Genomic DNA, 26,528 nt, shown 5'->3' with positions numbered 1-26,528 from the left:
CCTCTGTGCAACATCGGTGTCCAAGCCCTGTGGCTGAGCGGCTCAAGTTCGCGCAGCAGCGGCCAGGGCCCGGGGAGCGTGTACCGGACGCGATAGCTCGTCGCCCTGCTCATGGCTGCCCTATGGTCGGGCTGACCAAGACCCCGACCATGGACTCTGTGTCTTCATCGTGACCATGGTCGGGGGTTCGTGGTCGGTGGTCGGGTCGGAGTCGCCGGGTTTCCTCAAGGTCAGCAACGTTCGTTCTGACCTGGGAGTTTGACCATGTCTCCTGGCAAGCAGGCCTCACAGCGTGAGGCCGCCGCTCCGATGGCGGCCGGCGCCCGGTTGGAAGTAATGCGCCGCCGCGTACGCCTCTCACGCCTGGCAGTGTGGACTGTCATCGCGGCCGGCCCCATCGCCCTGTGCGTCGCCGCCGCCTCCACCCCGACCACCGTTGCAGCGGCCCCCTCGGCCAAGCCCACCGCCGTGGGAACCGCGGCGGCCGTCGCCGACCCTGGCGGCTATGCGCAGCTCTTCGTCAGCGCCTGGTTGCGCAGCAGCGCGAACGACGAGGCGAGTGTGCAAGCGCGGCTTGTGCAGTCGATGGCGCCGGACGTCGAGCTGCCCGAGGCGGCCACCGATGCGCAATCGGCGCCTCAGTCTGTGACGACGGTGCACAGTGTGCAGCGGGTCGGCGGTGCGTGGGCGGTGACGGTGGCTGCGCAGTACGCCAACGGAGCGGTGCGGTACTACACGGTGCCGGTGGCCGCCGACCGCGTGGGCTCCTCGTTCACGGTGACTGGTGCGCCCAGCGTGGTGGCCGGTCCGGCCCGGGCCGAGGTGCCGAAGTCGTCGTACGCCGTGAGTGTCCCGGAGGGGGATCTGTCATCCGCCGTAGGGCAGTTTCTCGCCGCCTACCTGACGAGGGCTGGCGAGGTCGACCGCTACCTCGCGCCCGGTGTGAAGCTCACCGCGGTCTCCCCTGCCCCGTACACGGCGGTCACCATCAAGCAGGTGGTGGCCATCGAGGAGGCCGCGGCCGCCGAGCAGGTACCGGCTGATGGCACGCAGGTGCGGGTCCTCGCCCGTGCGGAAGCCCGGGACGCCACCGGCCGGTGGCCGCTGGCGTACGAGCTCACGCTCAAGGCCCGCTCGGGCCGATGGGAAGTCGCGGCACTGCTGTCAGGGTCCGCCCGGGACGGGGGTGCCCGATGAATGCCCTGCACCACCTCGTGCTCGCCGGTCAGCTGGACGACCTCGGCAACAGCTGGATCGACATGTTCAAGGACTGGGCGACCAAGGGTCTGGAGGCCGGTCTGGTCTGCCTTGTCGTCATCATCATGCTCCAGAAATTCTCTTTGAAGGCGGGGATCGGCGCCCTGCTGCTGATGGTGATCGCGCTGGGCCTGTACCATGCGCGCAACGACCTCGCCGACAAGTTCGAGGACGAGGTAAAGAACCCGTCCCATGGTGCCCCCACCCTGCCTGGCATCGTCCGCTCCGGGCTCCCCGCCTCCCCTGACCACTCGCGGGACGTCAGGGGCGGGTTGTGAGCGCGGCCACCGCCCGGGTGGGCCGCTTCTACACCGCCGCCCGCCGCCATCCCTGGGTGCTGGGCAAGGTCGCCGACTGGAGGATCCCGCTCGGCCCGTACACGCCCGCGCAGATCGCGGTCGCCGTCGGCGGCGGCTTCCTCCTGGTCAAGACCATCGGCTGGTGGTCGTGGATGGGGCCGGTCCCCATCGTCGGGTGGGTCCTGGTCATCTGGATGGTGCGCCGTCCGAAGATCCGGGGCCGTGCCCCGATACAAGTCGCTTTGGGGTGGATGCTGCTCGGCTGGCAGCCCCATGGAGGGCGGATCGGCGGGCGGGCCGCCCGCGACCGCGCTCCCCACCCGCTGCTCGGCGGTTTCACCATCGAGGCCACGCCCTCGCCCGCCCCCGCTGCGCAGGCCGCACCGTCCTCTGCGGTTCAGTGGTGTCCTGCCCGGGCACCGCACCCGAGCCCGGCCCCGCTCCGCTCGTCTGCACTGCGCCGCACACGGCCGGCTGCTCCCGCGGTGGCAGCAAGGCCAGCGTCGGGTGTGCAGCAGCTCCTCGCGCTGGCCCAGCAAGGGGGTGCGTGGTGAGGGTTCCGATCCGTCACATCGCCGGGCACCTGGTGTGGTCGACGCAGGGCAGTGTGTGGGCCGTCTACCGTCTTCATCCCGGCCCAGACGTGCAGGGACGCCGTGAAGAGACTGTCCAGGGCACCTACGTGCCCGCCGCCGTCCGCGGCGAGCAACTGGCAAGGATCACGCACTTGGTGCGCTCGTTGTCCGGGGCCCCGCGGCTGTACGGCTTGTGCGCCCAGGTCGACCCGGGCGAGGTCGCCCTCAGGATGATCGAGGGTATCGAGCCGGCCGAGCAGGCACCTGGTGCGGGCCGGCACCCGTGGGTGGAGAACGTCGAGGCCACCCTGGATCTGCTGGACGGCCAGGAGATGCATCGCCGCACCCTGTGGCTGGCCGTGCCTCTGCAGGCCGAGAGCGCGAGCCTTCAGGTGTCGGCGTCGTTCGGTGCGGCGTGGGCCGAGGTCGCGCCGATGCTGGGCATGCGGCCGACACCGGTGAGCCGGCGCGAGGTGAGCGCCTACCGGGAGCAGGCCTCGCGGGTGGAGGCCGCGCTCGCCGGTGGCATTGCCTTCCGCCCGGCCCGTGCGGCGGAGATCGTATGGATGGTCCAGCACGCCCTGCACCGCGGCCTTGCCGAGCCGCTGCTGGCGGAGGCCGAGACCAGTGAGCTGTACGGCGGGCAGCTCCGTGACGGTGTGCTGCGCTCTCCCAGCTACGCCGATCTCGGCCAGGTCCGCCTGCAGGAAGGCGGCATGGAGCCAGACCTAGATGACGCGGGCGAGCTTAAGGGCGCGGGCCGGATTACCCGGTCGGGCCGCAGGGCCTGGTGGCGGCTGAACAGCAGCTCGCCGCTCGGGCGGCGCTGGCTGCAGGTCGAATCCGAGACAGGAGTGGGCTATCAGGCGCAGTTGGCGCTGGCCGAGTGCCCGCCCGCCGTCAGCCAGGATGCCGCAGATCTGTTCGCCCAGCTGGAGATGCTCGATTTCCCCGTCGACTACACGGTCGACCTCACCCTCGTGCCCGCGGAGAAGGCGCGGGCTCAGGTGCGGCGCAAGAAGAACGAACTCATCGACCAGGCAGATCAGTACGACGCCCGCCCCACCGGCATGCCCGCGTCCCTGAACGAGGCGGCCCGCGATCTGGGCGAGCTGGACGCTCGTCTGTCGCGTACCAGCGTCGAGGTCGAGGTGCAGTCGGTGACCGTGCTGACGGTGTGGGGGCCGACCGCCGCCGTCTGCGATGCCCGGGCCCGCGCGTTGGCGGCCCTGCTCGGTGGCGCCGACTACCGTGCCGTGCGGCCGGCCGGCCTGCAGGAGGCCTTGTTCTCTATGGGCCTGCCCGGGGTGGTACGGCCCGGCGTGGTACGGGAGTTCACCCAGCATCAGATCAGTGAGGACTGGGCGCTGGGTGGAGCCTTCACCGTCTCGGAGGTCGGCGACCCGAGCGGAATGTTCCTCGGCATCGACCTGGACTGCGGTACCACCCGCCCCGTCATGATCAATGTGGCGGATGCGCCCAAGGTCGATGCGTCCGCCTCCATGGGCGTCGTCGGGGACCTCGGCGCGGGCAAGAGCGTCCTGCAGAAGCTGATCGCGGAGGCGGTGTGGGCGCGCGGCGGCTGCGCGATCTGCATCGACCGCACTCCCGTACGCGAATGGGCGACGTTCGCACGCACCGCCGCCAAGGGACGTGTCCAGATCATCGACGCCGCGCAGGCCAAGGTGTCCATCGACCCGCTGCGGATGTTCGACGGCCCCGAGGGCCGCCATTACGCCTTGTCCTATCTCACCCTGCAGCTCGGTATCGGTCCGATGAGCACCAACGGCGAGGTCCTCCACCACGCCGTCGAGCAGGCCGCCCTCAGCGCCGCCCCGTCCATGCACCGCGTTCTTGAGGTCCTCGAGGAGATGGCCACGAACGAGGCGGGCAAGCGGCAGGACGTGGCCGCCACCCTCGCCGGCCTCATCCGGGTCGTCGCCACCAACTCCCTGGCGCGGATGGTCTTCGACCCGACGCTGCCGCCGGTGCGGCTGGACGCGTCCAGCGCCTCCGACATGATCGTGATCACGACGACCGGTCTGAAGCTGCCGCCGAAGGCCGCGTTCGACAAGCCCGAGGTCCTGCACCAGCAGCCCCTGGAAGCGCTCATCGGCCGCGCGGTGCTCTACCTGATCGCCGCGATCGCCCGGCAGACCGCATTCGAGGATCCCGAGCGGTTCACAGCCGTGGTGCTGGACGAGCTGTACTGGCTCACCTCGTCCGCCGAGGGCACGGCCTTGGTCCACGAGATCCTCCACGACGGCCGCAAGCACGGCGCCGGGCTCCTGGCAGGCTCGCACGACGCCGAGGAACTCGGCCCAGACCGCGGCCTGATGGCCTACCGGGCGCTCGCCCGCACCGCCGACCGTGAACGCGCGCGTCACGGCCTGGAGTTCGTCGGACTCGACCCGAACGATGGCGAGCTGCTGCGGCTGGTGACCACCGGCCTGTCCCCCGTCGGCCAGAAGGGCCGGGAGGGCGAGTTCCTGCTGACCTGCCCACGGCAGAACACCGGCCGCATCAAGGTCTCCATCCCCCGCATTCCGCGCATCACCACCTCTATCACCACCACGCCAGGACGCCGCACGAGCGCTGTCTCCCCCTCCGTGCCGGAGCCGCCCGCCGGTGACGCCCTGGAGAGTCGTCCGGAGGAGACCGTCTGATGACCACTTCTTCCTGGGACCGCTCGCGGCGCGTTGCTGCCGCCGTAAGCGTCCTCACCGTGATCGCCATCGTGGCTGCCGCGGTCGTTTTCACCCTCGGGGTGACCGGGCTGGAGGCGTGGTGGCCGCACACCGGGCAGGCCTTCGCCGCCGACGCCGCGCACCGGGATTCATGCGCCCTGAACGTGGGCCCGGCCAAGCATTACTGCGAGCGCGGCGCCGCGACCACCGCCTCCGGCGGTCATCAGGACGTGGCCGGCGGGGCGCGGAGGCTGGGGACCGCCAGTGCAGGTGGGGGTGCTCTCGTTGTGTGGCGGCTGCGCAGCGCCGCTGGTCTAAGGCGGCGGTGACGTGTTCCGTCCAGACTGCGTGAGCCTGCGTTCCACCGGCTTCGTCGTGCTGCTCGCCGGCGTGTTCCTCATGGTGAACACCCAGGTCGTCTATGCGGCCAGCAGCAACAGTGAGACCGGGGACCTGCTCGCCCCCCTGAACATCTACTCGTCCGAGGGCGTGCCGATTGACGGGTACGACCTGAACGCCGAAGGCGGCAGCATCGTCGCCTTCAAGAGCCAGGCCCTGTCCTTCGCCCTGTCCGGGCTGTTCACGCTGATCCGGCTGTTGGTGGGGCTGGCTGGGTGGGCGATCGAGGTGGCCTTCCGGTTCCCGCTGCTGCAGCTCCTCACCCGCCCTGCACAGAAGGTTGCCGACACCTACGACACGGTGGTCGCCGACGCGCTCGGGCTGAAGGGGTTGCTGCTGGCCTGGGCGTTTGTGTTCGCGGGGTTCATGATCGTGCGTGGCCGGGTCGGCCGTGGTCTGGGCGAAATCTTCCTCACTCTCCTCATTGGGGCGCTCGCTGCCTCGGCTCTTATCCGTCCCGACACCCTGCTCTCCCAGGACGGGCCGCTGGGGCAGTCCCAGCAGGTGGCTGCCGAGGTCGCACAACGGAGCGTCGACTCCTACGACTGGGGCGGCAAGATTGCCAGCTATGACCCGTGCGCGGGCATGGCCGGCAACCCTGAAATCAAGTGCGAGGAGCGGGAGGACGAAAGACCGGTCTCCGCCACAGACGTGGCCCGCCCGCTGCAGGATTCGATCACCAACGCGCTGATCGTCAAGCCGTACATGCTTCTGGAGTACGGGCGCATCCTCGATCCGGCCAAGGAGTCCGACCGCAGGGCCTACGCCGTCCACCTCAAGTGGATCAGCGGCTGGTACCGCACGGACCGTGACGCCGCGAAGGACAACTGCGACTCGCTGGCGCCGCCCATGCAGGCTTCTTGCGAGAAGCGGAAGAAGGCCGAGGATGCCTGCAGCCTGATCAAGGGGGCGGCCAAGGAGTTCTGTGAAGCCGGCCAGGGCATTCCCCGCAAGACCACACTGCCGTCCCTGACCCCGGGCGGGGATCTGCTGGACGCGTCGAACGCGATCGTCACCGACGAGGACCGGGAGTTCGCGGCCTTCCTCGACGACATGAAGAGAGCCGGCCCGGTCGGAAAGGCCTGTGCCGCGTACGCGGAGAAGCCCACCTGGTGGCGGGTCGGCGGCGCCGCGCTGCTGCTCATCGCGGCGCTGTTCGTCTGCGGCATGCTGCTCTCCAGCGCCATCGTGCTGCTGGGCACCCAGGGCGTCTGTGTGGCGGCCGCAGCTGCGGGCGGCGTCACCTTCGTCGCCGGCATGCTGCCCGGCCCCGCACGCCAGAGCGTGTGGAAGTGGCTGTCCCTGTGGGGCATCGCGGTGCTGGCCGTCGTCGGGGTCTGCGCGTTCATCCCGTTCTTCGGTATCGCTGTCGATGCGACCATCACCAATGGTCCCGACTTGATGGTGGAGCGGATCCTGCTCATCGACGTTCTCGCCATCGCCGGCGCGGCCGGGCACCGCAGACTGCTGACCGGCATCGCCTCCGTTGGTCGGCGCATGGCGATGCGGATGCGGCACGTGAAGGTCGGCGGCACTCACATGCCTGGCGACACCTCCGAGTTCGGCGCCGCGCTCGCCATGAACTCCCCTGCGGCGCTGGGCGGATATGGCGGCAGTTTGCGGGTCTTCCCCGGCGGGGGTGGTGGCAGGTTGGGCAGGCTCGGCACCCGTCAACGGTTGATGGGCGCGCTCACCTCCCTGTTCGACGGCGCGGGCATGCCGGTGAACACCGGTGGGATCCTCGCGGAGGCCACCGCCGAAGCCGGGCGTGGTCTGGCCCCGTTGACCGCGGCTGCGGCAGTGGGCGGGCTGGGCGCACGGCTCGGCGTCAAGGGCGCACTCGGGCTGCTGATCGGACGGCGGCCGGATGTGGAACAGCTGGCCAAGTGGCGCAAGCCCATTGCGGACGGAGACCCAGGCTCGGGTGGGCCGTCGGGTCGCGGGGACGGCGGTTCAGGTGGCACAGGGCCGGGCCAGCCCTCAGGGCCGCCCGACCGGTACCGCAACGCGGAGGGGCACATCGTCGACCGCAACACCGGCCAGGTGCTGCATGACCAGAACACCGACCGCACGCTGCTGTCCACACGGGCCCACAACCGGCTGGTCCGCTTCCGCGGGTACCGCATCTTGCACCGCGGCGGCCGGGCCGCGTACGGGGCGACCGTCGGTCTGCCGGCCAATGTGCGCCGCGCGCGGTCGGGGAGTTCGCGCTACTCCCAAGATGTCCGCCAGCAGGTGCAGGTATGGGGCAATACCGTCCGCGAGGACGGCCGGGCCTGGTCGGATACAGGGCGGCACATTGCCCGCGTCATCAGTGAGGCACGCGCCGACGACCGCGGGGGGCCAGGCCCCTTCGCCAGCCGCCGCCTGTCCACGACCGTGTCCCCGGCCGCAGTCATCCGCCCGGGCTCCCCACTACAGCCGCAGCCATCCAACGAACCGCCGCACCAAGACGCAACGCCATCCGCGGCAGCAGCATCGACGCCTGGCGGCCCGCCGGCAGCAGGATTCACCGAGGAGCAGGTGGCGCGATGGTCCTTGCTTCCTGAACACCTCAGCGCGCGGCTCTCCGGTGGCCGCAGTGCCCGCGGCGGTCACGCGGACGGTTCCACAGGCACCAGCAACCATGCCCGGGTACAGGAGTCGATGCGGCAGGCCGAAGCGCTGCGTGACATGCGGGCCCAGTGGCGGGTCGAAGACGGTGAGGACGAGTGAAGCCGCCGGGACGCCACATCCGGCGGTGGGGATGCATGGTGGCGCTGCTGATGTTCGCCGCCGTGTGCTGTGCCGCGCCGGTTGGGAACGCGATCAGCGCGTACGTCGCGCTGAAGACGGGTGTCCTGGACGACGGCGGGATCGCCGAGGGCAGCAGTGCTGCAGACATCCCGCCGCGCATGCTGGCCGCCTACAAGAAGGCCGTGCAGCAGGTCGGGAAGTATGTGCCGAAGTGCGAGGGAATGCGCTGGCCGATCCTCGCCGGAATCGCGAAGGTCGAGTCCAACCACGCGATCGGCCGGAACATCACCGTCAACGGCGACATCCGCCCGAAGATCTACGGGGTGCTCCTCAACGGCTCCGGTCAGGGTGGTAATACCACCGTCGTCCCCGACACCGACGGCGGCAAGTGGGACGGCACCTCTCGTGGTGAGCGTGCGGTCGGCCCCTTTCAGTTCCTGCCCTCCACGTGGGAATCGATCGGCGAGGACGGCAACGGCGACAAGGTCGCCGACCCACACAACGCCGACGACGCCGCGCTCGGCGCCGCGATCTACCTATGCGGCAACGGACGCGATCTGACCAAGCGCGCCCAGCTCAAGGCCGCGATCCTGCAGTACAACCACTCGAACGAGTACGTCGCCAACGTGTTGGGCTGGATAGACCAGTACACGGCGGCCGCCAAGGACCCGGACCTGAAGAAGGTCTCGGGCAAGGTTCGTACCGTCATCGCGGCGGCGCTCTCCCAGCGTGGCGTGCCCTACTCGTGGGGCGGTGGCAACGCCCAGGGCCCGTCGTACGGCATCTGCTGCTCCCCCAGCGGCAAAAGCGGCGCGACGATCAAGGGATACGACTGCTCGGGGCTGACCACCTACGTGTACGCAAAGGCAGGCGTCAGCCTGCCGCGCACGGCGGCCGCGCAAGCCGGCGTCGGCCAGCGCATCCCCTTCAGCCTCGGCACCGGCGCCCTCAAACCCGGCGACCTCGTCTTCTACGCCTACGCTCCCGGACGTGATTCCACGATCTATCACGTAGGTGTCTATGCGGGCAGCGGTCAGATGATCGACGCCGCCCGCCCAGGCACGGCCGTCCGGCTGGATCCGGTCAACGCCATGTCGGGCTATGCGGGGGGAGCGCGGCTGCTGTGACCACTCTCCCGCGCTCACCGCGTCTGCTGGTGATGAGCACCGTCGCGTTCGCTCTAGCCGGCGTCGCCCTCCTCGGCATGCCGCACGCTCAGGAGCCGCCGGTCCCGACGGAGTCCTCGGCTGCTCACGCAACCACGGATCCGTCGCCTCAGGCCTCTACGCCTACCACTGACGAGCCGACCGCCAGCACGCCTGCCTCGAGGTCCGCTGCGTCGACACCGGCGGCCAGTCAGTCAGCACTGCCGCCGCACGGCGAAGGCACGGCCGGCGATGCGGCCATCCAAAAAGCGTTGGAGGCCGCCTGGCCCCCAGACCTTCCCTCCCGCGACGCACGCGCATTGCTGGCAGCGGGACGCGGACTCCTGCGCGCCGACGCTACCGGAATAGCCCGCGCGAGGTGGCCCGTCGTCTTCCCTGCTTCCCGGCATGGCCTCGCGCCAGCGTTCGCCACCACCCGTTTCCGGATCCAGGCCGCGATCGCCCGCCGCGACGGCAGCCCGGACAAGGCAGTTGTGCACCTGGTGTGGGTCGGCACCGACCGCGGCGGCACCTTCACCGACGGCCGCATCACCGACTGGCACTTCACCCGCGCTACCACACAGAAGGGGACGTCCACATGGACTCCGCAGGCTCGTACCTGACGGGCCAGGCTTCCGTATCGGCTTCCGGCCAGGTGCTCGGCCTCGTCTTGGGCATCGTTCACACCGTCGGCTGGGTGATCGCTTACTGGTGGGTGGTGGCCTTGGCCGCCATCTCGGTCTGGGCCATGGGCGAGGCTGTGGTGCGCCATCTGGCGCGAAAAGCCTCGGCCGAGCGGATGGCGTTGGAGCTCGTACCGTCGCGGCACTTCGACCCTGGTCTGGAGGAGATTTTCCGCCGGGGTGTGCAGCTCGCCCGGGCGTCGACGAGCATGCCGTGGTGGGCGCCGCGTCGGTCGAAGGCGGTGCAGATCAGGCTGCGTGCCGACGGCTCCAGCCCGCTGCGCTATCGCGTCGAAGGCCCGGCCGGCGGCGAACGCCTGCTGTCGATCACGCCATTCGGTCCGGCTGTCACTGTGAACCGGGCCCGTCCCCTCGTCGACAAGCCCCGTGACCATGTAGTGCGGGCGGAGTTCATCCTGCGCGGCAAGCCGACCGCGCCTCTGCGTGAGGTCCCGCTGAGCCCGGACCCGTTGCAGCCGCTGATCGACGCCGTCTCGGACCTCCGTGCCGAGCTGGGGGACCTCGCCGAGATGCGGCTCGACATCCAGCGTGCCCCCAAGTGGACACTGCGGGCGCGCCGTCTGCAGCTGATGGGCAACGCGCGTCGCGCGGAGCGGCGGGAGGCCCAGCGGTCCGCCCGGTGGGTGCGGCAGGACGCCACTGGCATCGAGGACTCGCTGATCGGGCAGCTGCAGCAACTGGTAGCCGGCAAGCAGGGCGGAGGTGGGCGCCGGCTGGTCATGCCGCCCGTGCCGCGCCGGGTGGACCCGCAGGAGGCGTTGGGCAAGCTCGCTGAGGACGATCACCTGGTGCGGGTGCAGTTGCTGGTGATGTGCGCGTCAAACACCGAGGGCCGCGCCCAGGCCCGGCTCGCTCAGCTCCAGGCCGCGCTGGATGTCTTCGGTGGCGGATCGCGCTGGGCGATGCGGGGCTGGAAGGTGGGCCCCTGGCGGTTCGGCGCGGACCGGTGGCCCAGCCGACGCGGCTTCGAGCGCCGTTGGACACTTGGACACTGCCAGCCACCCCGACCGAACTGGGTCCGGCTGGAAGAGCTGGCCGGCCTGCTGAAGCCGCCCACGGCGCACTGCCTCCTGCCTCTGCTCGCTGGAGACCTCCCGACGTTCAAGTCTGGGGATCCCGAGCTGCTGCTGCAGGGGATCTACCGCAGCCCGGACGGCCGCCGGCGCCTGGTCGCCACCTACGCCAAGGAAACGCTGTTCGAGGTCGGGGTGGGCAAGGCGGGCGGCGGCAAGACGGAACGCGCCCTCGCCCAGGCGATCGGCTGGGCCCACGCCGGCGGCGGGCTGATGTTCGTCGACCCGCACCGCGACTCGTGGCCGCGCGCCCTGCCGTTCCTCGCCCACGACCACCTGATGACGCGGATCGCGCTGATTGACCTCAACGCCAGTGGGCCTGCGCCGCAGCTTAGTTGCTGGAACCCGATCGGCATGCACCAGGGCCAGGTCGCGCACGAGGTCGTCGAGGCGACTGCCGACGCCTACGCGTCCGTGCTCGGCTGGGACGACGCCACCGCTCCCCGCGCGCTGACCATCTTCACCGCCGCCCTGGCGGTGCTGGTGGCCGTCAACGAGGCTGCCTGCCAGGCCGGCCGGCCAGAAGACCAGGCCACGGTCTTTCATGTGCGGTCTCTGCTGACCAACCCGGTCTTCCGTATGACGGCGCTCACCGCGGTCGAGACACGCCTGGACGAGGAGACACGATCGTGGTGGCAAACGGTGTTCCCGACGCTGCCCACCGACGCGTTCGCCGTCGTCCTCAACCCGATCGCCCGCCTCGCTGCCAACCCAGTCACCCGGGCGTTCCTCGGGCAGCCAGCCGGTGTCTACAACATCCGGGCCGCGATGGACTCGCGGATGATCGTGTGGGTGTGCCCGGGCGGGAACGGACCCACCGACCGGCTGATCACCGCGCTGCTGGCCCGGGACCTGCTGCGGGCCGTGCGCTCGAGGAGGGACACCGCGGAAGAGCGGCGGGTTCCGTTCCGCCCGTACTTCGACGAGCTGATCACCCTCACGGGCGCGGCACCGGAGACCATCGCCGCGATGTTCGAGGACTTCCGTAAGTACAAGGTCCACGTCCACGGCATGACCCAGCTACTGGCTCGCCTTCCCACCCCGGTGCGGCTGTCGCTGGTGCAGAACGCATCCACCCTGGCGTCGACCACGGGGTCGCAGTCCGCCATCGCCCCGATCACAGCGGAGTGGGGTGATCGTCCTGGCCCGGACGTCGTGGCCTCGCTGGACCGGTTCGATCACTACATGTCGCTGACCGTCAAGGGCCGCCGTGTCGGTCCTGTCCGGATCACCGGCCCTCACCTGGATGAAGTGTTCGCGGACTACGCCCGCCCGGGCCAGGCCGGGGCACTGGAGCGTGTCGCTCGGGCCACGGCAGGCGCCGCCCCGCTGGGCCAGCTCACCGACCAGGCCGAAAGCCAGATCATCCGCGTCAGTGACTTCCTCGCCCACCACTCCTCCTCCGCCGGCCATCTGCAGAAGAAGGGATACAAGTGACCACCTCCTTCGAGACCATGCCGTCCGGCCGTACTCCCAGCCCGGTCGAGCCGCTGCCGCATCAGCTCCTGGCCGTGCTCGGGCAGCACCGGATGGCGACCACGCATCAGCTCCAGGAACTGCTGCGACCCGGCGCAGCGCGGCAGACCGTCTCCGCGCCACTCAACAAGCTGCGCCGCGACGGCCTGGTGGACTACACCGTGCTGCCGCAGTCCAACCGGTCCCGCGCCTGGTACCTGACGAGCGATGGCGCCCGGCTGATCCGGGACTTCCCCACCATGCGCGGACGTCCCGCGTACCCGATCAGCTCGGCCACGGCCGCCTCGCTGAAGACGCCGCACACCCTGACCGTGGTCCGCACCCATCTCGCGTTCGTCACCGACGCCCGGCGGCGCGGCGACGAGCACGGTCACCTGGACTGGACACCGGAGGTCTCCCACCCGCTCAGTGACGGCGAGCGGATCATTACGGACGCGGTGATGCACTACACCCTCATCGGTGACGAGGAGCGCACCAAGCTGCGGGCGTTCGTCGAGGTCGACCGGGCGACCATGGGCGGCGAGCGGCTTGCCTCCAAGCTGATCGAGTACGCACGGCTGTGGTTGTACGAGCCTCAGCTCGTCGGCCGGCCACGCTCGCGGCAGCCCGCCACTGGCGGGGCGGTGTGGCTGCGCTGGTATCCCGTGTTTCCCCGGGTGTTGTTCGTGTTGACCGGGGGCTCCCGATACGTCCTGGGCAACCGAATCAGTGACCTGCAGGCCATGGTGGCGGAGCACCCGCTCGTGGGCACGCTGGCCCGGCAGGTGCCGATGGGCGCGGCAGTCCTGGACGATCTCGAAGACCGGGGGCCCGCCAGTGATGTCTGGGTGCCTCTGACCGGCGGCGATTCGAGGCCTTGGACCGAGCTGTAGCGGCGCGAGGACATGGGAGCTGAGGTGGCCTTCGGTCTGCAGGCAGAAGTGCTCTTCACCAAGGACAGGACGCGCTGAGTAGTTCGGCTAGGACCGGTATCGGCGCCGCCCGGAAGATCGAGCCACAGCCAGGAACGGAGGCCGGGTGTGCGGACGCGACGAGCGAAGACACAGAACTACAAATCGACATCTGGTTCCGAAAGTGACCGGATACACACTGAGTTGTTCGAGTGAACTCACATATAGAACTGGGAAGTTGATCGCCGTATGCGTAACCTTGCGGCTACGGAAACGCATCACCGCAGCTCGGCCATGCTGCGCACAGACCACAGCGCCCTAGACCAGGACTGCGGTCATCAGCAGCGACTTCGTACGGGGAGTCAAAGTGACACAAGAACACCACTGGCCCATGCTCACCACTCTTCGCAGCCGGAATCGGCGCACAGCATCGGCTCTGGTTGCTCTTGCTGCGATCACTATGGCGGGCGGCTGTTCGTCAGACGATGGACTCAAAGCCGCCCCGTCGCCTACCCGCAGCAGCGCCAAACCCACCACGACGGAGTCAAGTGACGAGGCACAGGCCCGCATGGCTGTCGTCGCCGCCTACCAGAACCTGAATTCCGAGCAGATCAAGGCGTATGCCAAAGCCTCTCTCGCAGGAACACAGGTTGCGAAGTACGCCACCGGCAAGGAGCTGCGGGACGTGAAGGACGCGGTCTTCGTGAACATGCAGAACGGCATCGTCTTCAGAGGCGAACCGAAGATCACGGCACGTGGGATCGACGTTGTACTGCACCTCGACAAGTCCCCCAAACAGGCAACGCTGCGCCTGTGCTTCGACCTGAACACGTGGGAGCCCTTCTACAAAAAAACCGGCAAGAGCGCCGCAGCGCCGAACCAGGTCAAGCGCTACCCCATCACTGCCAACTTGCAACAGCAGACAGAGCAGTGGCAGGTGACCGACGAGAGAGCGGACAAGGAGAGCAAGTGCTGACACGGCGCAGCGGGCTGACTGCCGCGGTAGCGACGCTCATCGCTCTCGCGTTAGGGCAAGGCGCGGCTTTTGCCGGTGACGGCAAGGTGGTGTGCGATACACGGGGCGTATGCCGAGTCGTGGCTGACGACACCGAAACCAACCCCGGTCACAGTGGCAGCGGCGACTCTGATTCACGCGGAGGCGGTACCAAACCCGAGTGCTACGACGACCGGGTGGGCCACAATTCGGTGCCCTGTCACCTGGACAGCTACGGCGACTGGGTCAACGGCCGCAACTGCTATTTCCAGAAAGCCGATCCGCAACCACCGCCGGGCGATCCTCGGTGGGAGGGGCACGATCCAGCGGACGGCGCCGTGTACGACGCGTACTGCCCCGACAACCCCGCCCAGACCAGCCAGTGGTTCGCGCAACCGCCCAACGGTGGTCCGGCCGTTGATCCGGAGGTTCTGGCTCGAGAGGCCGTCAAGAAGATGAGGCTGCTGGGTCCGGACATCGCCAGTCCCCGGCTCGCTGGCAAGTACACGGTGGGCGTGCCGATGTGGATGTGGGTTAACCAGAGCCCGACAACGTACGGACCACAGTCCGCGTCGGCCTCCGCCGGCGGGGTCACCGTGACGGCCACGGCCAAGGTCTCCCAGATCGTCTGGCAGATGGGCGACGGCGCCACGGTCACCTGCCAGGGCCCGGGCACGGTCTACCAAGCCTCTGCTGGCATGACGGAGTCCCCGACCTGCGGCCACGTGTACGCCAAGACGTCAGCTGTCGCCTCGGGAGGCACATACCGGCTGACTGCGACGTCGACGTGGGCGATCAACTGGGAGGTCACCGCCGGCGGAGGCGGGCAAAGCGGCCAGCTCACCCAGACGCAGCAGTCCCAGATGCAGGTGGCGATCGGCGAAGTCCAGGTCGTCAGGTAACGCCGCCGGAAGGACAGAAAGTTGAGCAAGACCCAAGAACGCTTAGATGCATCCCCGAACGGAGGCCGCCAACGGGAGAGCGTGGCCGGGCCTGTGACGCCACCCCGGGTGTCGGCGCGCAGGCGACGGCCGGGCGTCATCGCCTTGTCGTTGGCGCTGATCGCCGCCGGTGGCGCAGGAGTGGCCGTCCTGCTGCTCCAGGTCGGCAACCGCACGGACGTGGTGACCGTGCTCCGCGACGTCCAGGTCGGTCAGGTCCTCACCGAGGACGACCTGGGCAAGGCGTCCGTGGCCCTGGACCCGACCGTCAAGGCAGTTCTCGCCGACGACCTCACGTCGGTGGTGGGCAAGCGGGCCGCCGTGGAACTCAAGCCCGGCTCTCTGCTCGCTCCCTCGCAGGTGACGAAGGACAACGTGGTGAAGAGCGGCGAGCAGTTGGTGCCGATCGGCCTGGAGCCTAAGCAGATCCCGGCCACCGCTCTGGTACCGGGCCAGAAGGTAGAGCTGGTGCACGTCCCGGCTCAGGGAACGACTGACAGCGGCAAGACGTCCGACGCTGCGCCGCAGACCATCGCTGGCCGGGTCGTGAAGGCTTCCGGCGCCGCGCCCGGTACGGGCATCGTGGTCGTCGACGTCGCGACGTCCGCCACCGACGGTCCCACCGCCGCCGCGTGGGAGGCGGCCGGCACCCTGCGTCTGGTCCTCGCGGCTCCGGGCGGTAACTGATGGCTGTCATCGCGCTCGCCGGCTGCAGCGGCGCGCCCGGAGTGACCACGAGCGCGCTGGCCCTGCTCCTGTCATGGCCGCTGGAGGAGAGTCGGCGCATGATTCTGGCCGAGTGCGACCCGGACGGCGGTGCCGCGCTGCACGGTCTGCTGCAGGGAACGCTCGGCGACCGGTATGGGCTGCGCAACCTCTCGGTTGCCGCCCGCAAAGGCGAGTTCAGCGAGGCTTTCTGGCGGCAGCTGATTGATCTGAGCGGCGAGGGCGGCAAACAGGACTCTCCGCGTGACCGGCTGCTGCTGCCCGGCCTCACCGACCCCGCGCAGTCGGCAAGCCTCGGCCAGGTCTGGAAGATCCTCGCGCAGATGTTCCGCGGGATCGAGGCCGAGAGCGGCCACGATGTCCTCATCGACCTCGGTCGGCGAGGGGCATACGGGCCTTCCGGGATCCTGGCCGAGCAGGCTGACGCCACCTTCGTGGTCGTGCGCAACACCCTGCGTTGTCTGCAAGCAGCTGAGGGCCGGGTGCGCGCTCTGGAAGAGCGCGTGGGTGACGTCAGCGTATTGATGGTGAACGAGGGCCCGTACCCGGCAGGCGAGGTGCAGCGCGTTTTGCAGGTACCGGTGATTGCCACGCTGCCGTACGCGCCGAAGGATGCTCGCGTGCTGTCTGACGGCGCCGAACAGCCCCGCCACTTCACCCGGTCGCCGCTGATGAAGGCCGCTCGCACGAGCAGCACGCTGCTTGTACAGCGGGCCGCCGTGCGCCGGGCCCGCCTCGCACCACGCGGCCAGCGCGCTGCAGGCGGGGAAGTAACCCATGCAGGCTAGGCCCCTGCACCCCGACCCCACGGTGGCACCCCTGCCCCAGGAGCGAGTACGCCAGATCCACGGCACCCCAGTACCAACTGGTGCTGCCTCGAGTACCGGGGTGCTTGGCACGGAGGCTCCTCAGATCACTATCGACTACCGGGTGGCCCGGGAGATTGCGTCCCAGGTCGCAAAGCAGCGCGAGGAGCTGCTGAAGACCAAGCCGGATATGGACCGGGCCAGTGAGGAGCAGCGCTGTCTGAACTGGATCGCCGAGGCGGTTGCGCTGTGGTCGGACGCCCAGGCGATGACGCCGCAGGAAGATGAGGCGCTGCGGCGCGCTGTGTACGACCTGCTGTTCAGGGCCGGCAGGTTGCAGCCGTACCTGGATGATGACCGGGTCGAGGACATCATCATCCAGGGGCCTCGGGAGGTGTGGCTCGACTATGGCGATGGTGAACGCCGCCGGGTGGGACCGATCGCGGACTCCGAAGAGGAACTGCTGGACCTGTTACGGGAATTGGCCCGAGGCTCCGGGCACAGCGAGCGCACCATCTCCACCGCGAATCCCACCCTCGCCCTGTCCCTGAAGGACGGCTCCCGTCTGCAGGCCATCACCGGGCTCGGGCCCATGACCTATGCGGTCATCCGCCGTCACCGGGTCTCCCACGCGAATCTCGACGACCTGGTCCGGCTCGGGACCATCGACCCGATCCTGCGCGAGTTCCTCGGCGCCGCCGTGCGCGCGGAGAAGAACATCATGATCGCGGGGAAGCAGAAGGCCGGGAAGACCACGCTGATGCGGGCGATGCTCAAGGAGTTCGACCCCGAGTGCCGGTTCGCGACCATCCAGACCGAGGACGAGCTGTTCGCCCACACCAACGGCTACCACAAGCAGGTGGTGTCGCTGGTGGGCCGCGAATCCAACGGGGAGAAGGACGTCACCGGCCGCAGCGCCGGTGAGGTCACCCTTTTGGACCTGATGCATCCCGCGCTGCGGATGTCGCTGGAGCGGATCGTAGTGGGCGAGGTCCGCGGCCCCGAAGTCGTCGCCATGATGCAGGCGTTGACGAACGGCTCCGGCGGCAACCTGTGCACCATCCACGCGCGGCGCCCGGACATCATCTTCGACCGGATCGCCGAGCTGTACGCGCTCGCCCAGGAGAACCTCTCCGAGCAGCTTGCCTACCGGCAGACCGCCAACGGCCTGGACTTCATCGTGTACGTCGACATGACGGACGAGACACAGATCGGCGGCCGCCGCCACCGCTACGTCTCCCACGTCCTGGAACTGACCGGGATCGGAGAGAACGGCCGGCCTGCCACCAATGAGGTCTTCTCCCCCGGCCGTGAGTGGGGGGAGCTGCGGGCGGTGCCGAGGATGGACCCGGGCTGCATCGATGACCTGCGCCGTGTCGGTTTCGACTCGTCTCTGCTGCAGGAGTCGTACGGGGCCTGGTCGGCGCCGCTGGCGCTGAAGGTGGGGGTGAGCCGATGACGCTGCTGTTCGCACTGCTGTGCGGCATGGCCGTGACCGGCGGACTGATCGGTGTCGTGACCGGTGCCGTGGGCACCACGGCGCCCCGCCGGGCCCCGCTGCGCCAGCGCTGGCAGGCCGCCCTGCGCAGTGGGAAGAACCAGAGCGAGGACGCCCGGCTGCGGAGACGGACCCTCGCCGTGGCGGCCGTCGTGGTCTTCGTCGCTGTGTGGCTGGTCTCGGGGAACTTTGTCGGCGGGGCGCTCCTGGGTGCGGCCGTCATCGGCGTGCCCTGGCTGATCGCTCCGGCGCAGATGGCGCAGGACCGCATCGGCCAACTGGAGGCGCTGAGCGAGTGGACGCAGCGGCTCGCCGGCCTGTTGCGGCTGGGCATGGGCCTGGAACAGGCGATGATCACCAGCCGTCAGGGCGCGCCAGACGAACTCGCCCCACAGATCATCAACCTGTCCGACCGGCTGCGCCTGGGGTGGCGGCCGGACGGAGCCCTGCGCACGTTCGCCGAGGAACTCGACGACGTCACCGCCGACAAGGTGGTCGCCGCGCTCATCTTGTCCGTCAACGACCGCGGGCCCGGCCTGGCTCAGGCGCTGGAGGATCTGTCGGGCACCGTACGCGAGGAGGTCGCCAGGAAGCGTGCCATCGAGGCGGACCGGGCCAAGCCGCGCACGACCGTGCGGTGGATGACCATCATCACTGTGGGCGTCGTGGTGGCCGGGTTCTTCGTGCCGTCCTACACGAAGCCGTACTCCACCCTTCTCGGACAGCTCGTACTCGCCTTCCTGACGGCCGGGTTCGTCGGCGTGCTCGCCCTGATGCGGCAGCTGGGAAGCTTCCGCCGCATCCCGCGATTCCTGATCACCGACCCGACCAGCACGGTCCGGCTGCCCGCACCCGCGCCAAAGCCGGAGCCGCCAATCGCAGCCCGGGAACCGGAGGGAGCCGCCTCATGAACCTGCTCCCTGTCGTTGTGACCGGCGGTACGGTCGGCGCCGGCGTCGCTCTGCTGATCCGGGAACTCCTGCCGCCTCAGCCCGCGTTGGGGCCGGCTCTCAAACGCAGCGCCCCGGCCACGCTGACCAGGCCCGAACCGGAACTGGACCGCGAGGAGGTCTGGGGCCGGTGGCTGCTGGCCCGCCTCGAGCTCCTGCCGGGCGTGCGGGTCCCCACCACGAACCTGGCCCTGCTCGGGCAGGGACCGGGCCAGTTCATGCTCAAGAAGACCGCGCTCGCCGCGCTGGGACTGCTCTGCCCGGTGATCGCGACGATTCCGTGGATCATCGCGGGCGTGGGCCTGCCGTTCTATGTGCCCGCCGGCGTCGGACTCATCGTCGCCGCCCTGCTGTTCATCACCCCGGATCTCGCCGTGCGGGACCAGGCCAAGCGGGCGCGGGAGGAGTTCGCGCACGCTCTGTCCGCCTACCTCGACCTGGTCGCGCTGAAGCGGGCCGCCGACGCCGGCCCCGCCGAAGCGTTGGAGAAGGCCGCCGAGGTCGGCGAGGGCTGGCCCTTCCTGTACCTGCAGGGCGCGCTGCGCCGGGCCCGGCTGGAGAAAATCCCGCCGTACCAGGCGCTCACGGAACTCTCCCACGAGTACGACCTGCCCGTCCTGGACGACGTCGCCGACATCATGCGTGGCTCGGCTACCGACGGCGCCGCCGTCTACAAGGCGCTGCGGGCCCGCACCGCGGCACTCAATGCCGAACTGCTGGCCGACCAGGCCGCCGAGGCGAACGCGGCCAGCGAAAAGATGACCGCGCCAGGAGCCCTCTTGGCTGTCTTGGTGATGCTGCTGATGGCCTTCCCCGCCGTGATTCGCATGCTGACCGTCTGAAGACCCACTCCGACTCGTTCAACGCTCCAGAGAGGCAAAGGAACATGAAGCACACCGCAGCCCGTACCCGCCGTGCTGTGCTCCACGCGACCACGCACCCGCGCACCGGCCGGCGCACCACACCCCGCGCACCGGGGCGTGGGCGCCGGGGAGCGCGTTCCTGGGCGCGCGCCAACGGCGCAGTCCTGCGGCTGACCACCCGCGTGCAGGAAGGCCTTCAGGAGGCCGTCCGCCGCCCGGACCGTGGCGACATCTCCACCACGACCGTCATCATCTGGGTGGCCGCCGTCACCGGTGCTCTCCTGATCGCGGGGACCATCGCCGTCGTGATTTCCAAGTACAACGGCCAGCTCAACGGTCTGTGATGAAGCCTCCCGCGCGGCTGACCAACTGGTGGCAGGGGCGACGATGGAGCGACGACCGCGGGGACACCAGCATCCAGATGGCGATCATCTTCCCCTTCGTGCTGCTCGCCACGGTCGCCGTCATCCAGGCCTCCATGTGGTACTACGCCCGGCAGATCGCTCTGACCGCTGCCCGCGAGGGCCTCACCGCCGCCCGCGCCTACCCGTCGAGCCCGGCCGACGGTGCGGCCCAGGCACGGAACGTGCTGGGGCGCACCGCCGGCGACAGCCTGAGCGGCTACAGCGTCTCCGTCGGCAGCGACGGGCAGCGTGTGCGGGTCCAGGTGTCCGGCACGGCTCTGTCGATGATCCCGGGGGTGCCGGGTCTGCAGGTCACGCAGTCGGCGTCCGGCCCCGTTGAGCGCTGGACCGTCCCCGGGGAGTGATTCACGTGCGATCCATGGCCCGTTGGGCTCCCAGGCTGGGCAGCGATGAGGGCAGCGCCGCGATCGAGGCGGCCATCATCTTCCCGGCATTGATCACGTTTTTGTGTCTGGCGATCGCCGGCGGCCGGATCGTCACCTCCGGCGCGAAGATCGACTCAGCGGCTGAGGACGCGGCGAGGGAGGCATCCATCCACCGCACAGCGGCGGCCGCGCAGAGCGCCGCCCAGGCGGCGGCCGCCCAGTCCCTGAACGACCAGGGCATCAAGTGCGCGTCCACCCACGTCAGCATCAACACCGGTGGTCTCAGCGTGCCGGTGGGGCAGATCGGTACGGTCACCGCCACCGTGACCTGCACGGTCAACCTCTCCGACCTGCTGCTGCCGGGCGTGCCCGGAGCCAAGACGCTCACATCGACCGCCACCTCGGTAGTGGACCAGTACCGGCAGCGACGGGGTGACTGATGATCTTTCGACACATGTGCCTGCGCTTCAGAGGGCTGGACGACCGGGGAGGCGTCACCGTGTTCGTCGCCGTGTGCGTCATCGCCCTGATCGGGATCATCGGCGTCGCCGGCGACGGCGGCAGCAAGATGCGGGCCACGGAACGCGCCGACTACATCGCCGGCGAAGCCGCGCGGGCAGGCGGGCAGGCCATCGACCCCGCCCATGCGATCAGTGGGAGGGCGATCGTCGTGGATCCGCAGGCCGCGTCCGCCGCAGCCCAGTCCTACCTGCGCTCCGCCGGTGCGACCGGCACGGTCACGGTGTCCGGGGACGGCAAGACCCTCACTGTCGTCGTCACGAGTACATACGACACAAAGTTTCTGTCGGTGGTTGGAATCGGCTCGCTGTCGGTGACCGGCCATGGCAAGGCCACCCTCCTGCATGGCGTCACCGCACCCGAAGGAATCTGATGAGCACCACCCCCTCCCCCGCCGCAGCGGCCGGACGCACCATGGGCCGGCTCCTCAAAGCAGTCGTGAGTCTGCTGGTCCTCGCCGCCACGGTCGCCGGGCTGCCGCTGCTGCTGGCCTGGGTCACCCCGGTCATCTGGGCTGCCACCCACGACGACCTCACGCACCTGCTGGACCGGCAGGACACCGGTGGGGCGTTCCTGCTGCTCCTCGTTGCGGTGGGCTGGATCGGCTGGGCGCAGTTCACGTTCTGCACCGCAGGCGAGCTGATCGCGCAGGTGAGGGGTCGCAGCTGGCGCGCCCCCCGAGGGATGGGCGCCTCCCAGCGTGCCGCGGCCCTGCTGATCGGCAGCATCCTGGTACTGCTGCCCACGAGTTCGGCCCTGGCCTCCGACGCCCAGGCCGCCCCGGCCACTACGGCGGCCCACATCCCCGGCCAGACGCGCGTCCCGCAAGCCGCCACGACCGAGCCGGCCTCCACGACCTCGTCGAGCACCCCGGCGTCGCGCACGTCGTACACGGTGCGTGAGACGCGGCCCGCGGAGAGCCTGTGGGGCATCGCTGAACGGGAGCTGGGGGACGGTGAGCGATGGCGGGAGATCGCTGCACTGAACGAGGGCCACACCATGGCCGACGGCACCGTGTTCCGTGCGAACAGCTTCCTGCAGCCCGGCTGGCAGCTGGCCATGCCCGACACGTCAACGGGCTTGGGAGGCATCCGTACGCAGCTGGGTGACAGCGCCCCGGCTGCCGACGAGACGAGCGAGCACGTCGTCACGGTCCACTCCGGCGACTACCTGTCGAAGATCGCGGAGAAAGAGCTCGGCGACGGCGACGAATGGCCGCACCTGTTCCAGGCCAGCCGAGGCAAGGAACAGCCGCACGGCCTGCCCGCGATCACCGATCCGAACGTCATCTACGCGGGGCAGCAGATCACCGTGCCCGCCACCCAGCCCGACCGGCCACCCCAGGACCGCGACCAGGGCAATGAGCCGGGCAGTCACCAGGCCCCTCCCCCACCCCCACAGAAGCGCGACGGTGCGCAGAAGCCGGGCAAGGGCAGGGGGGAGGAGCAGGCACCCGCATCCGGCCAGACCACCGCGCCCGCACCAGCATCGTCGGCCCCCAGCGCACCGGCCGGCCGCCCTGCCGAGCAGCCCAGCCCGGATCAGTCTCCGTCGGCACCGGCCTCCGCGGCCCCGGAGCCCCACAGCGCGTCGCCCTCCGCCGCCTCTCCGTCAGCGTCAGCTGAACCGTCCGGCTCCGCTGCCCACTCCTCCCCTACCGCCACGGCGTCCGAGACCCCGGCGCCCGCTCCGGCCGGCAGCTCGCTGAACCTGCGCACCGTTCTCGGTGCCGGCGCACTGCTGGCAGCCGCCGTCACCGGCGCTCTTGCCCTGCGCCGGACGCTGCAGCGCCGCCGCCGCAAGCCCGGCGAGAAGATCGCCATCGCGTCCGAGACGTCCACGGCCGAGGCCCAGCTGGCGGCGGCCGCCGAGCCGGCCGGTGCTGCCCGCCTGGACGTGGCACTGAGGACGTTGGCCCACCAGGCGGCTCAGGAGAAGTACGCGACCCTGCCGCCGCTGCGGGCTGCCCGGATCGGTGCCCGCGCGGTGGAGGTGTTACCCGAGGACCTCGCCCAAGACCCTGCGGCACCCTTCGTCTCCGGACAGGGCGGATGGTGGGCCCTGCCCTCCGACGCCGTCCTTCTGAACGAAGAGGACGCCCGCGAGGTGCCGGCACCATACCCGGGTCTGGTCACGATCGGCAGCACCGAGGCGGGCGACCTCCTGCTCCTCAACCTCGCGCAACTGCCCGCACTGCTGCTGGACGGCAACCCGGTCCACATCACCGAGGTGTGCACCTCGCTCGCTCTGGAACTCGCAATGAGCCCATGGGCAAGCGAAGTCGAGATCGTCACCGTAGGGTTCGGCGAGGACCTGCCGCAGCTGCTGCCCACCGCGCGGATCGCCCACATGCGCCACGCCACGCACGCCCTGCGCGATCTGAGCGAACGGCTACTGGAAGCGCACCAGATGCCCGAAACCGAGCATCAGCCGTATCTGCTGCTGTGCGCGTCCTCTCTGGACGCGGACACCGCCTGGCAGATCGCCGATGTCATCGACAAGGCCGGCACGATACCCGTCACTTTGATCGCCCCCGCGAGTACGGCGGCCGCGCACTTCCCCGAAGCGGAGACCCTCAACGCCTCCCTCAGCGATCCGCAGACCCTCGACTACGCCAGCACCGATATCACAGTGCAGCGCCTGGAGCACGCCGCCTACCAGCAGATCACAACCGCCCTGAAGGTGTCCGGGCAGCCCTCCCATCCGGCCGAGGGACCCTGGCAGGACGTACCGGACGAACCCAGCCACCTGCAGCAGCCCGGGCAACCGGCGCCGCAGGAACCCATCGCGCCCGCAACCACCACTGCCCCGAACGTCTCACCGGCGACACCACCGGACGCCGGCAACGGCGTGTTCCCCGCCCTGCTGGCCGCTAGCACCAGCCCGTCCGGACTTCGCCCTCTGCCCACCGCCACGACCACAACTCCGGCCGGCGACGGCCCCAGCCCCCACGCTGAAGCAGTCCCCCCACCCCCAGCTCCAGCGCTTCCCACCGCCGCAGCGCCCACCACCGGTGAACAAGACACGGAGGCCCACAACCACGAGGCCTCGCCCGAGAAACGCCAGCTGCCCGGGGCGAAGGAAGACGACGCGCACGACCTCCACGCGCCGGAGATCAGGGTGCTGGGCCCGGTCGAGGTGACCGGCGTGGACAGCACCGGCCACGGCCCGCGGATGGCACAACTCGCCGCGCTGATGTTCTTCCGGCCCGGCCGGAGTGCGGACATGCTGTGCGCCGACATGGATCCCATCAACCCCTGGTCGGCGAGCACCCTCAACGCCCGCTTGCAAGGCCTGCGTCGCTCTCTGGGGAACGACCCCGCCGGCAACCCCTACGTGCCCCGCCGCAGGTCCGGTGAGGACCCGTACCTGCTCGCGCCCGAGGTGCGCTGTGACTGGACCCGCTTCCTGCAGCTCGTCGAGCGAGCTCTCCCCTTAGGCCCCTCCGGTCTGGCCGATCTGGAGAAGGCGCTCACTTTGGTGCGCGGCCGGCCGTTCGGAGGCAAGGCCCAGCCCTGGGCTGAGCCCTACCAGCAGGAAATGGTCACGCGCATCATCGACGTAGCGCACACGGTCGCCACTTACCGCACGCCCGCGGGCCCGCACCACGACCTCAGCGCGGCCCGCCATGCCGTCGCGACCGGTCTCGAGGTCGACGACACGGCGGAGCTGCTGTATCGGGACTGGTTCAGGATCGAGTATGCAGCCGGGAACCGGCAGGGGCTACTCATCGCCATCTCCCGCGTCCAGCAGGTCAATCGGGCACTCGACTGCTCCCTGGAGACGGAGACCACGCAGCTCATCAACGAGCTACTGAACGGCTTGGGCACGGCAGCGGGCAAGGCCTTCTAGCCGGTCTTCAGCCGAAGACGGCTCTTTCGAGCTTCGGAGCCAAGACCCGGTTACCTGAGCAAGCCAGTACAGCTACTTTGCTCAAGCATCCTTCAGAGCTATGCCGGGAGGGTGGTCGGGGGGGCTGGTGCAGGTTCGGGTGACAGGTTCGGTCACGCGGCCTGGAGGGCCGGTGTGGTCATGCCGGTCTCGAATTCGACGGGTGTCAGCCGGCCGAGTGCGGCTTGTCGGCGGCGCCGGTGATAGGTCCGCTCGATCCAGGACACGATCGCGATCCGCAGCTCCTCACGGGTGGCCCAGCTCCGGCGGTCGAGAACGTTCTTCTGCAGCAGCCTGAAGAAGGACTCCATGGCCGCGTTGTCGCCGGCTGCCCCGACCTTCCCTATCGATCCGACCATGCGGTGCCGGTCGAGGGCCTGGACGAACTTCCGGGAGCGGAACTGCGAGCCGCGATCGCTGTGCAGGATGCACCCCTCGACGTGTTCACGTCGGGCCACGGCGTTGTCGAGGGCAGCCACGGCCAGGCGGGACTTCCTCCGAGCGTCGATGGAGTAGCCCACGATCCTGTTGCTGAACACATCCTTGATCGCGCAGAGGTACAGCTTGCCTTCGCCGATGGCGTGTTCGGTGATGTCGGCGAGCCACAGCCGGTTCGGGCCGGTCGCGGTGAAGTTGCGGCTCACGAGATCGTCGTGCACCGGCGGGCCGGCCTTCTTGCCCCTGCCGCGCTTCTTGCCGAACACGCTCCACCAGCGGTTGTCCCGGCAGATTCGCCACGCGGTCCGGTCCGCCATCCGAGCCCCGGCACCACGCGCTTCATCGGCCAGGAAGCGGTAGCCGAATTCCGGGTCGTCGCGGTGGGCGTCGAACAGTGCGTTCGCGCGATACGACTCCTCCAGTACGGCGTCGGCCACCGGCTTGTCGAGCCAGTGGTAGTAGGGCTGTCTGGCGAGCTTGGGCACCCGGCACGTCACCGTGACGGGCACCCCGTCCGCGGCCAGCTCTTTCACGAGCGGGTAGATCCTTTTCCCGGCAGATGCGCCTGCGACAGATAGGCCGCGGCCCGGCGCAGGACCTCGTTCTCCTGCTCCAGCAGCTTGATCCGCCGACGTGCTTCCCGCAGTTCCGCGCTCTCCTGGCTGGTCACCCCGGGCTTGGTCCCGTCATCGATGTCCGCCCGGCGCATCCACTTCCACAACGTCATCGGGTGGACCCCGAAGTCGGTGGCCACCTGCTCGACCGTGACACCCGGGCCGCGGTTCCTCGCGACTCGCACGACGTCCTGGCGGAACTCTTCCGGATAGGGCTTGGGCACAGCGACATCCTTCCCACCCGCCCCACAGGGCAA

23 protein-coding genes are annotated in these 26,528 nt (G+C 69.5%); 22 read left to right on the top strand and 1 reads right to left on the bottom strand.

Annotation, left to right across the window (positions count from 1 at the left end; genetic code table 11):
- Positions 1–264: 264 nt before the first annotated feature.
- From JK361_RS33350 to JK361_RS33245, 22 genes are all read left to right on the top strand, one after another.
- A complete protein-coding gene (locus JK361_RS33350; protein ID WP_201825503.1) occupies positions 265–1,197 on the top strand; it encodes a conjugal transfer protein in 933 nt (310 codons plus the stop codon).
- Positions 1,194–1,535, top strand: a complete 342-nt coding sequence (locus JK361_RS33345) for a hypothetical protein (protein WP_201825501.1) — start codon at positions 1,194–1,196, stop codon at positions 1,533–1,535. The genes JK361_RS33350 and JK361_RS33345 overlap by 4 nt, the downstream gene beginning before the upstream one ends.
- Positions 1,532–2,110 (top strand): hypothetical protein, encoded by a 579-nt coding sequence (locus JK361_RS33340; protein WP_201825499.1) that lies wholly within the window; start codon positions 1,532–1,534, stop codon positions 2,108–2,110. Before JK361_RS33345 ends, JK361_RS33340 begins: the two co-directional genes overlap by 4 nt.
- Positions 2,107–4,797 (top strand): ATP-binding protein, encoded by a 2,691-nt coding sequence (locus JK361_RS33335; RefSeq protein ID WP_201825497.1) that lies wholly within the window; start codon positions 2,107–2,109, stop codon positions 4,795–4,797. The genes JK361_RS33340 and JK361_RS33335 overlap by 4 nt, the downstream gene beginning before the upstream one ends.
- Positions 4,797–5,147, top strand: a complete 351-nt coding sequence (locus JK361_RS33330; RefSeq protein WP_201825495.1) for a hypothetical protein — start codon at positions 4,797–4,799, stop codon at positions 5,145–5,147. Before JK361_RS33335 ends, JK361_RS33330 begins: the two co-directional genes overlap by 1 nt.
- A gap of 1 nt (position 5,148) precedes the next feature.
- Positions 5,149–7,932, top strand: coding sequence for a hypothetical protein (locus JK361_RS33325; protein ID WP_201825493.1), 2,784 nt, complete (start codon positions 5,149–5,151; stop codon positions 7,930–7,932).
- A 35-nt stretch (positions 7,933–7,967) separates the two neighbouring features.
- Complete coding sequence (locus tag JK361_RS33320) at positions 7,968–9,080, top strand: C40 family peptidase (protein WP_201825491.1); 1,113 nt, start codon at positions 7,968–7,970, stop codon at positions 9,078–9,080.
- Complete coding sequence (locus JK361_RS33315) at positions 9,077–9,721, top strand: hypothetical protein (RefSeq protein WP_201825489.1); 645 nt, start codon at positions 9,077–9,079, stop codon at positions 9,719–9,721. Before JK361_RS33320 ends, JK361_RS33315 begins: the two co-directional genes overlap by 4 nt.
- The gene (locus JK361_RS33310) at positions 9,697–12,312 is read left to right on the top strand and encodes an ATP/GTP-binding protein (protein ID WP_201825487.1); all 2,616 of its coding nucleotides are present in this window, start codon (positions 9,697–9,699) and stop codon (positions 12,310–12,312) included. The genes JK361_RS33315 and JK361_RS33310 overlap by 25 nt, the downstream gene beginning before the upstream one ends.
- Entirely contained in the window at positions 12,309–13,223 is a 915-nt protein-coding gene (locus JK361_RS33305) for a replication-relaxation family protein (protein WP_307787378.1), read from the top strand. Before JK361_RS33310 ends, JK361_RS33305 begins: the two co-directional genes overlap by 4 nt.
- Positions 13,224–13,632: 409 nt before the next feature.
- Positions 13,633–14,217 carry a hypothetical protein gene (locus tag JK361_RS33300; RefSeq protein WP_201825486.1) on the top strand — a complete coding sequence of 195 codons (585 nt, stop codon included), beginning with the start codon at positions 13,633–13,635 and terminating at the stop codon, positions 14,215–14,217.
- Entirely contained in the window at positions 14,211–15,137 is a 927-nt protein-coding gene (locus JK361_RS41640) for an ATP/GTP-binding protein (RefSeq protein WP_307787377.1), read from the top strand. The genes JK361_RS33300 and JK361_RS41640 overlap by 7 nt, the downstream gene beginning before the upstream one ends.
- Before the next feature lie 81 nt (positions 15,138–15,218).
- Entirely contained in the window at positions 15,219–15,863 is a 645-nt protein-coding gene (locus JK361_RS33290) for an SAF domain-containing protein (protein ID WP_201825484.1), read from the top strand.
- A complete protein-coding gene (locus JK361_RS33285) occupies positions 15,863–16,690 on the top strand; it encodes a CpaE/TadZ family protein (RefSeq protein WP_201825482.1) in 828 nt (275 codons plus the stop codon). Before JK361_RS33290 ends, JK361_RS33285 begins: the two co-directional genes overlap by 1 nt.
- Positions 16,680–18,167 (top strand): TadA family conjugal transfer-associated ATPase, encoded by a 1,488-nt coding sequence (locus JK361_RS33280; protein ID WP_201825479.1) that lies wholly within the window; start codon positions 16,680–16,682, stop codon positions 18,165–18,167. The genes JK361_RS33285 and JK361_RS33280 overlap by 11 nt, the downstream gene beginning before the upstream one ends.
- Positions 18,164–19,117 carry a type II secretion system F family protein gene (locus JK361_RS33275; RefSeq protein WP_201825477.1) on the top strand — a complete coding sequence of 318 codons (954 nt, stop codon included), beginning with the start codon at positions 18,164–18,166 and terminating at the stop codon, positions 19,115–19,117. The genes JK361_RS33280 and JK361_RS33275 overlap by 4 nt, the downstream gene beginning before the upstream one ends.
- Positions 19,114–19,998 (top strand): type II secretion system F family protein, encoded by an 885-nt coding sequence (locus JK361_RS33270; protein WP_201825475.1) that lies wholly within the window; start codon positions 19,114–19,116, stop codon positions 19,996–19,998. The genes JK361_RS33275 and JK361_RS33270 overlap by 4 nt, the downstream gene beginning before the upstream one ends.
- Before the next feature lie 44 nt (positions 19,999–20,042).
- Positions 20,043–20,363: a hypothetical protein gene (locus JK361_RS42460; RefSeq protein ID WP_307787376.1), complete on the top strand. Its 321-nt coding sequence runs from the start codon at positions 20,043–20,045 to the stop codon at positions 20,361–20,363.
- Positions 20,363–20,788 carry a TadE/TadG family type IV pilus assembly protein gene (locus JK361_RS33260; protein WP_201825473.1) on the top strand — a complete coding sequence of 142 codons (426 nt, stop codon included), beginning with the start codon at positions 20,363–20,365 and terminating at the stop codon, positions 20,786–20,788. The genes JK361_RS42460 and JK361_RS33260 overlap by 1 nt, the downstream gene beginning before the upstream one ends.
- A 14-nt stretch (positions 20,789–20,802) precedes the next feature.
- Complete coding sequence (locus JK361_RS33255) at positions 20,803–21,249, top strand: TadE family protein (RefSeq protein ID WP_201825472.1); 447 nt, start codon at positions 20,803–20,805, stop codon at positions 21,247–21,249.
- A 14-nt stretch (positions 21,250–21,263) separates the two neighbouring features.
- On the top strand, positions 21,264–21,701 hold the full coding sequence (locus JK361_RS33250; protein ID WP_201825470.1) for a pilus assembly protein TadG-related protein: 438 nt from the start codon (positions 21,264–21,266) through the stop codon (positions 21,699–21,701).
- The gene (locus JK361_RS33245; protein ID WP_201825468.1) at positions 21,701–25,180 is read left to right on the top strand and encodes a LysM peptidoglycan-binding domain-containing protein; all 3,480 of its coding nucleotides are present in this window, start codon (positions 21,701–21,703) and stop codon (positions 25,178–25,180) included. Before JK361_RS33250 ends, JK361_RS33245 begins: the two co-directional genes overlap by 1 nt.
- A 152-nt stretch (positions 25,181–25,332) precedes the next feature.
- Here JK361_RS33245 and JK361_RS33240 read toward each other — a convergent pair.
- A protein-coding gene (locus JK361_RS33240) for an IS3 family transposase (protein WP_201825466.1) occupies positions 25,333–26,495 on the bottom strand; the annotation gives its coding sequence in 2 pieces (ribosomal slippage) (positions 25,333–26,208 and positions 26,211–26,495; 1,161 coding nt in all).
- Positions 26,496–26,528: the final 33 nt, after the last annotated feature.

This window comes from Streptomyces musisoli (genome assembly GCF_016741855.1).
GTDB classification, from domain to species: domain Bacteria; phylum Actinomycetota; class Actinomycetes; order Streptomycetales; family Streptomycetaceae; genus Streptomyces; species Streptomyces musisoli.
Note: the sequence above shows the minus strand (reverse complement) of the source record. Positions and strands in the feature narration are given on the sequence as shown.

Coding starts and splice junctions, on each gene's coding strand:
- JK361_RS33350 (WP_201825503.1), top strand. CDS start 265: ATGTCTCCTGGCAAGCAGGCCTCACAGCGTGAGGCCGCCGCTCCGATG.
- JK361_RS33345 (WP_201825501.1), top strand. CDS start 1,194: ATGAATGCCCTGCACCACCTCGTGCTCGCCGGTCAGCTGGACGACCTC.
- JK361_RS33330 (WP_201825495.1), top strand. CDS start 4,797: ATGACCACTTCTTCCTGGGACCGCTCGCGGCGCGTTGCTGCCGCCGTA.
- JK361_RS33320 (WP_201825491.1), top strand. CDS start 7,968: ATGGTGGCGCTGCTGATGTTCGCCGCCGTGTGCTGTGCCGCGCCGGTT.
- JK361_RS33310 (WP_201825487.1), top strand. CDS start 9,697: ATGGACTCCGCAGGCTCGTACCTGACGGGCCAGGCTTCCGTATCGGCT.
- JK361_RS33300 (WP_201825486.1), top strand. CDS start 13,633: ATGCTCACCACTCTTCGCAGCCGGAATCGGCGCACAGCATCGGCTCTG.
- JK361_RS33285 (WP_201825482.1), top strand. CDS start 15,863: ATGGCTGTCATCGCGCTCGCCGGCTGCAGCGGCGCGCCCGGAGTGACC.
- JK361_RS33280 (WP_201825479.1), top strand. CDS start 16,680: ATGCAGGCTAGGCCCCTGCACCCCGACCCCACGGTGGCACCCCTGCCC.
- JK361_RS33275 (WP_201825477.1), top strand. CDS start 18,164: ATGACGCTGCTGTTCGCACTGCTGTGCGGCATGGCCGTGACCGGCGGA.
- JK361_RS33270 (WP_201825475.1), top strand. CDS start 19,114: ATGAACCTGCTCCCTGTCGTTGTGACCGGCGGTACGGTCGGCGCCGGC.
- JK361_RS42460 (WP_307787376.1), top strand. CDS start 20,043: ATGAAGCACACCGCAGCCCGTACCCGCCGTGCTGTGCTCCACGCGACC.
- JK361_RS33260 (WP_201825473.1), top strand. CDS start 20,363: ATGAAGCCTCCCGCGCGGCTGACCAACTGGTGGCAGGGGCGACGATGG.
- JK361_RS33255 (WP_201825472.1), top strand. CDS start 20,803: ATGGCCCGTTGGGCTCCCAGGCTGGGCAGCGATGAGGGCAGCGCCGCG.
- JK361_RS33250 (WP_201825470.1), top strand. CDS start 21,264: ATGTGCCTGCGCTTCAGAGGGCTGGACGACCGGGGAGGCGTCACCGTG.
- JK361_RS33245 (WP_201825468.1), top strand. CDS start 21,701: ATGAGCACCACCCCCTCCCCCGCCGCAGCGGCCGGACGCACCATGGGC.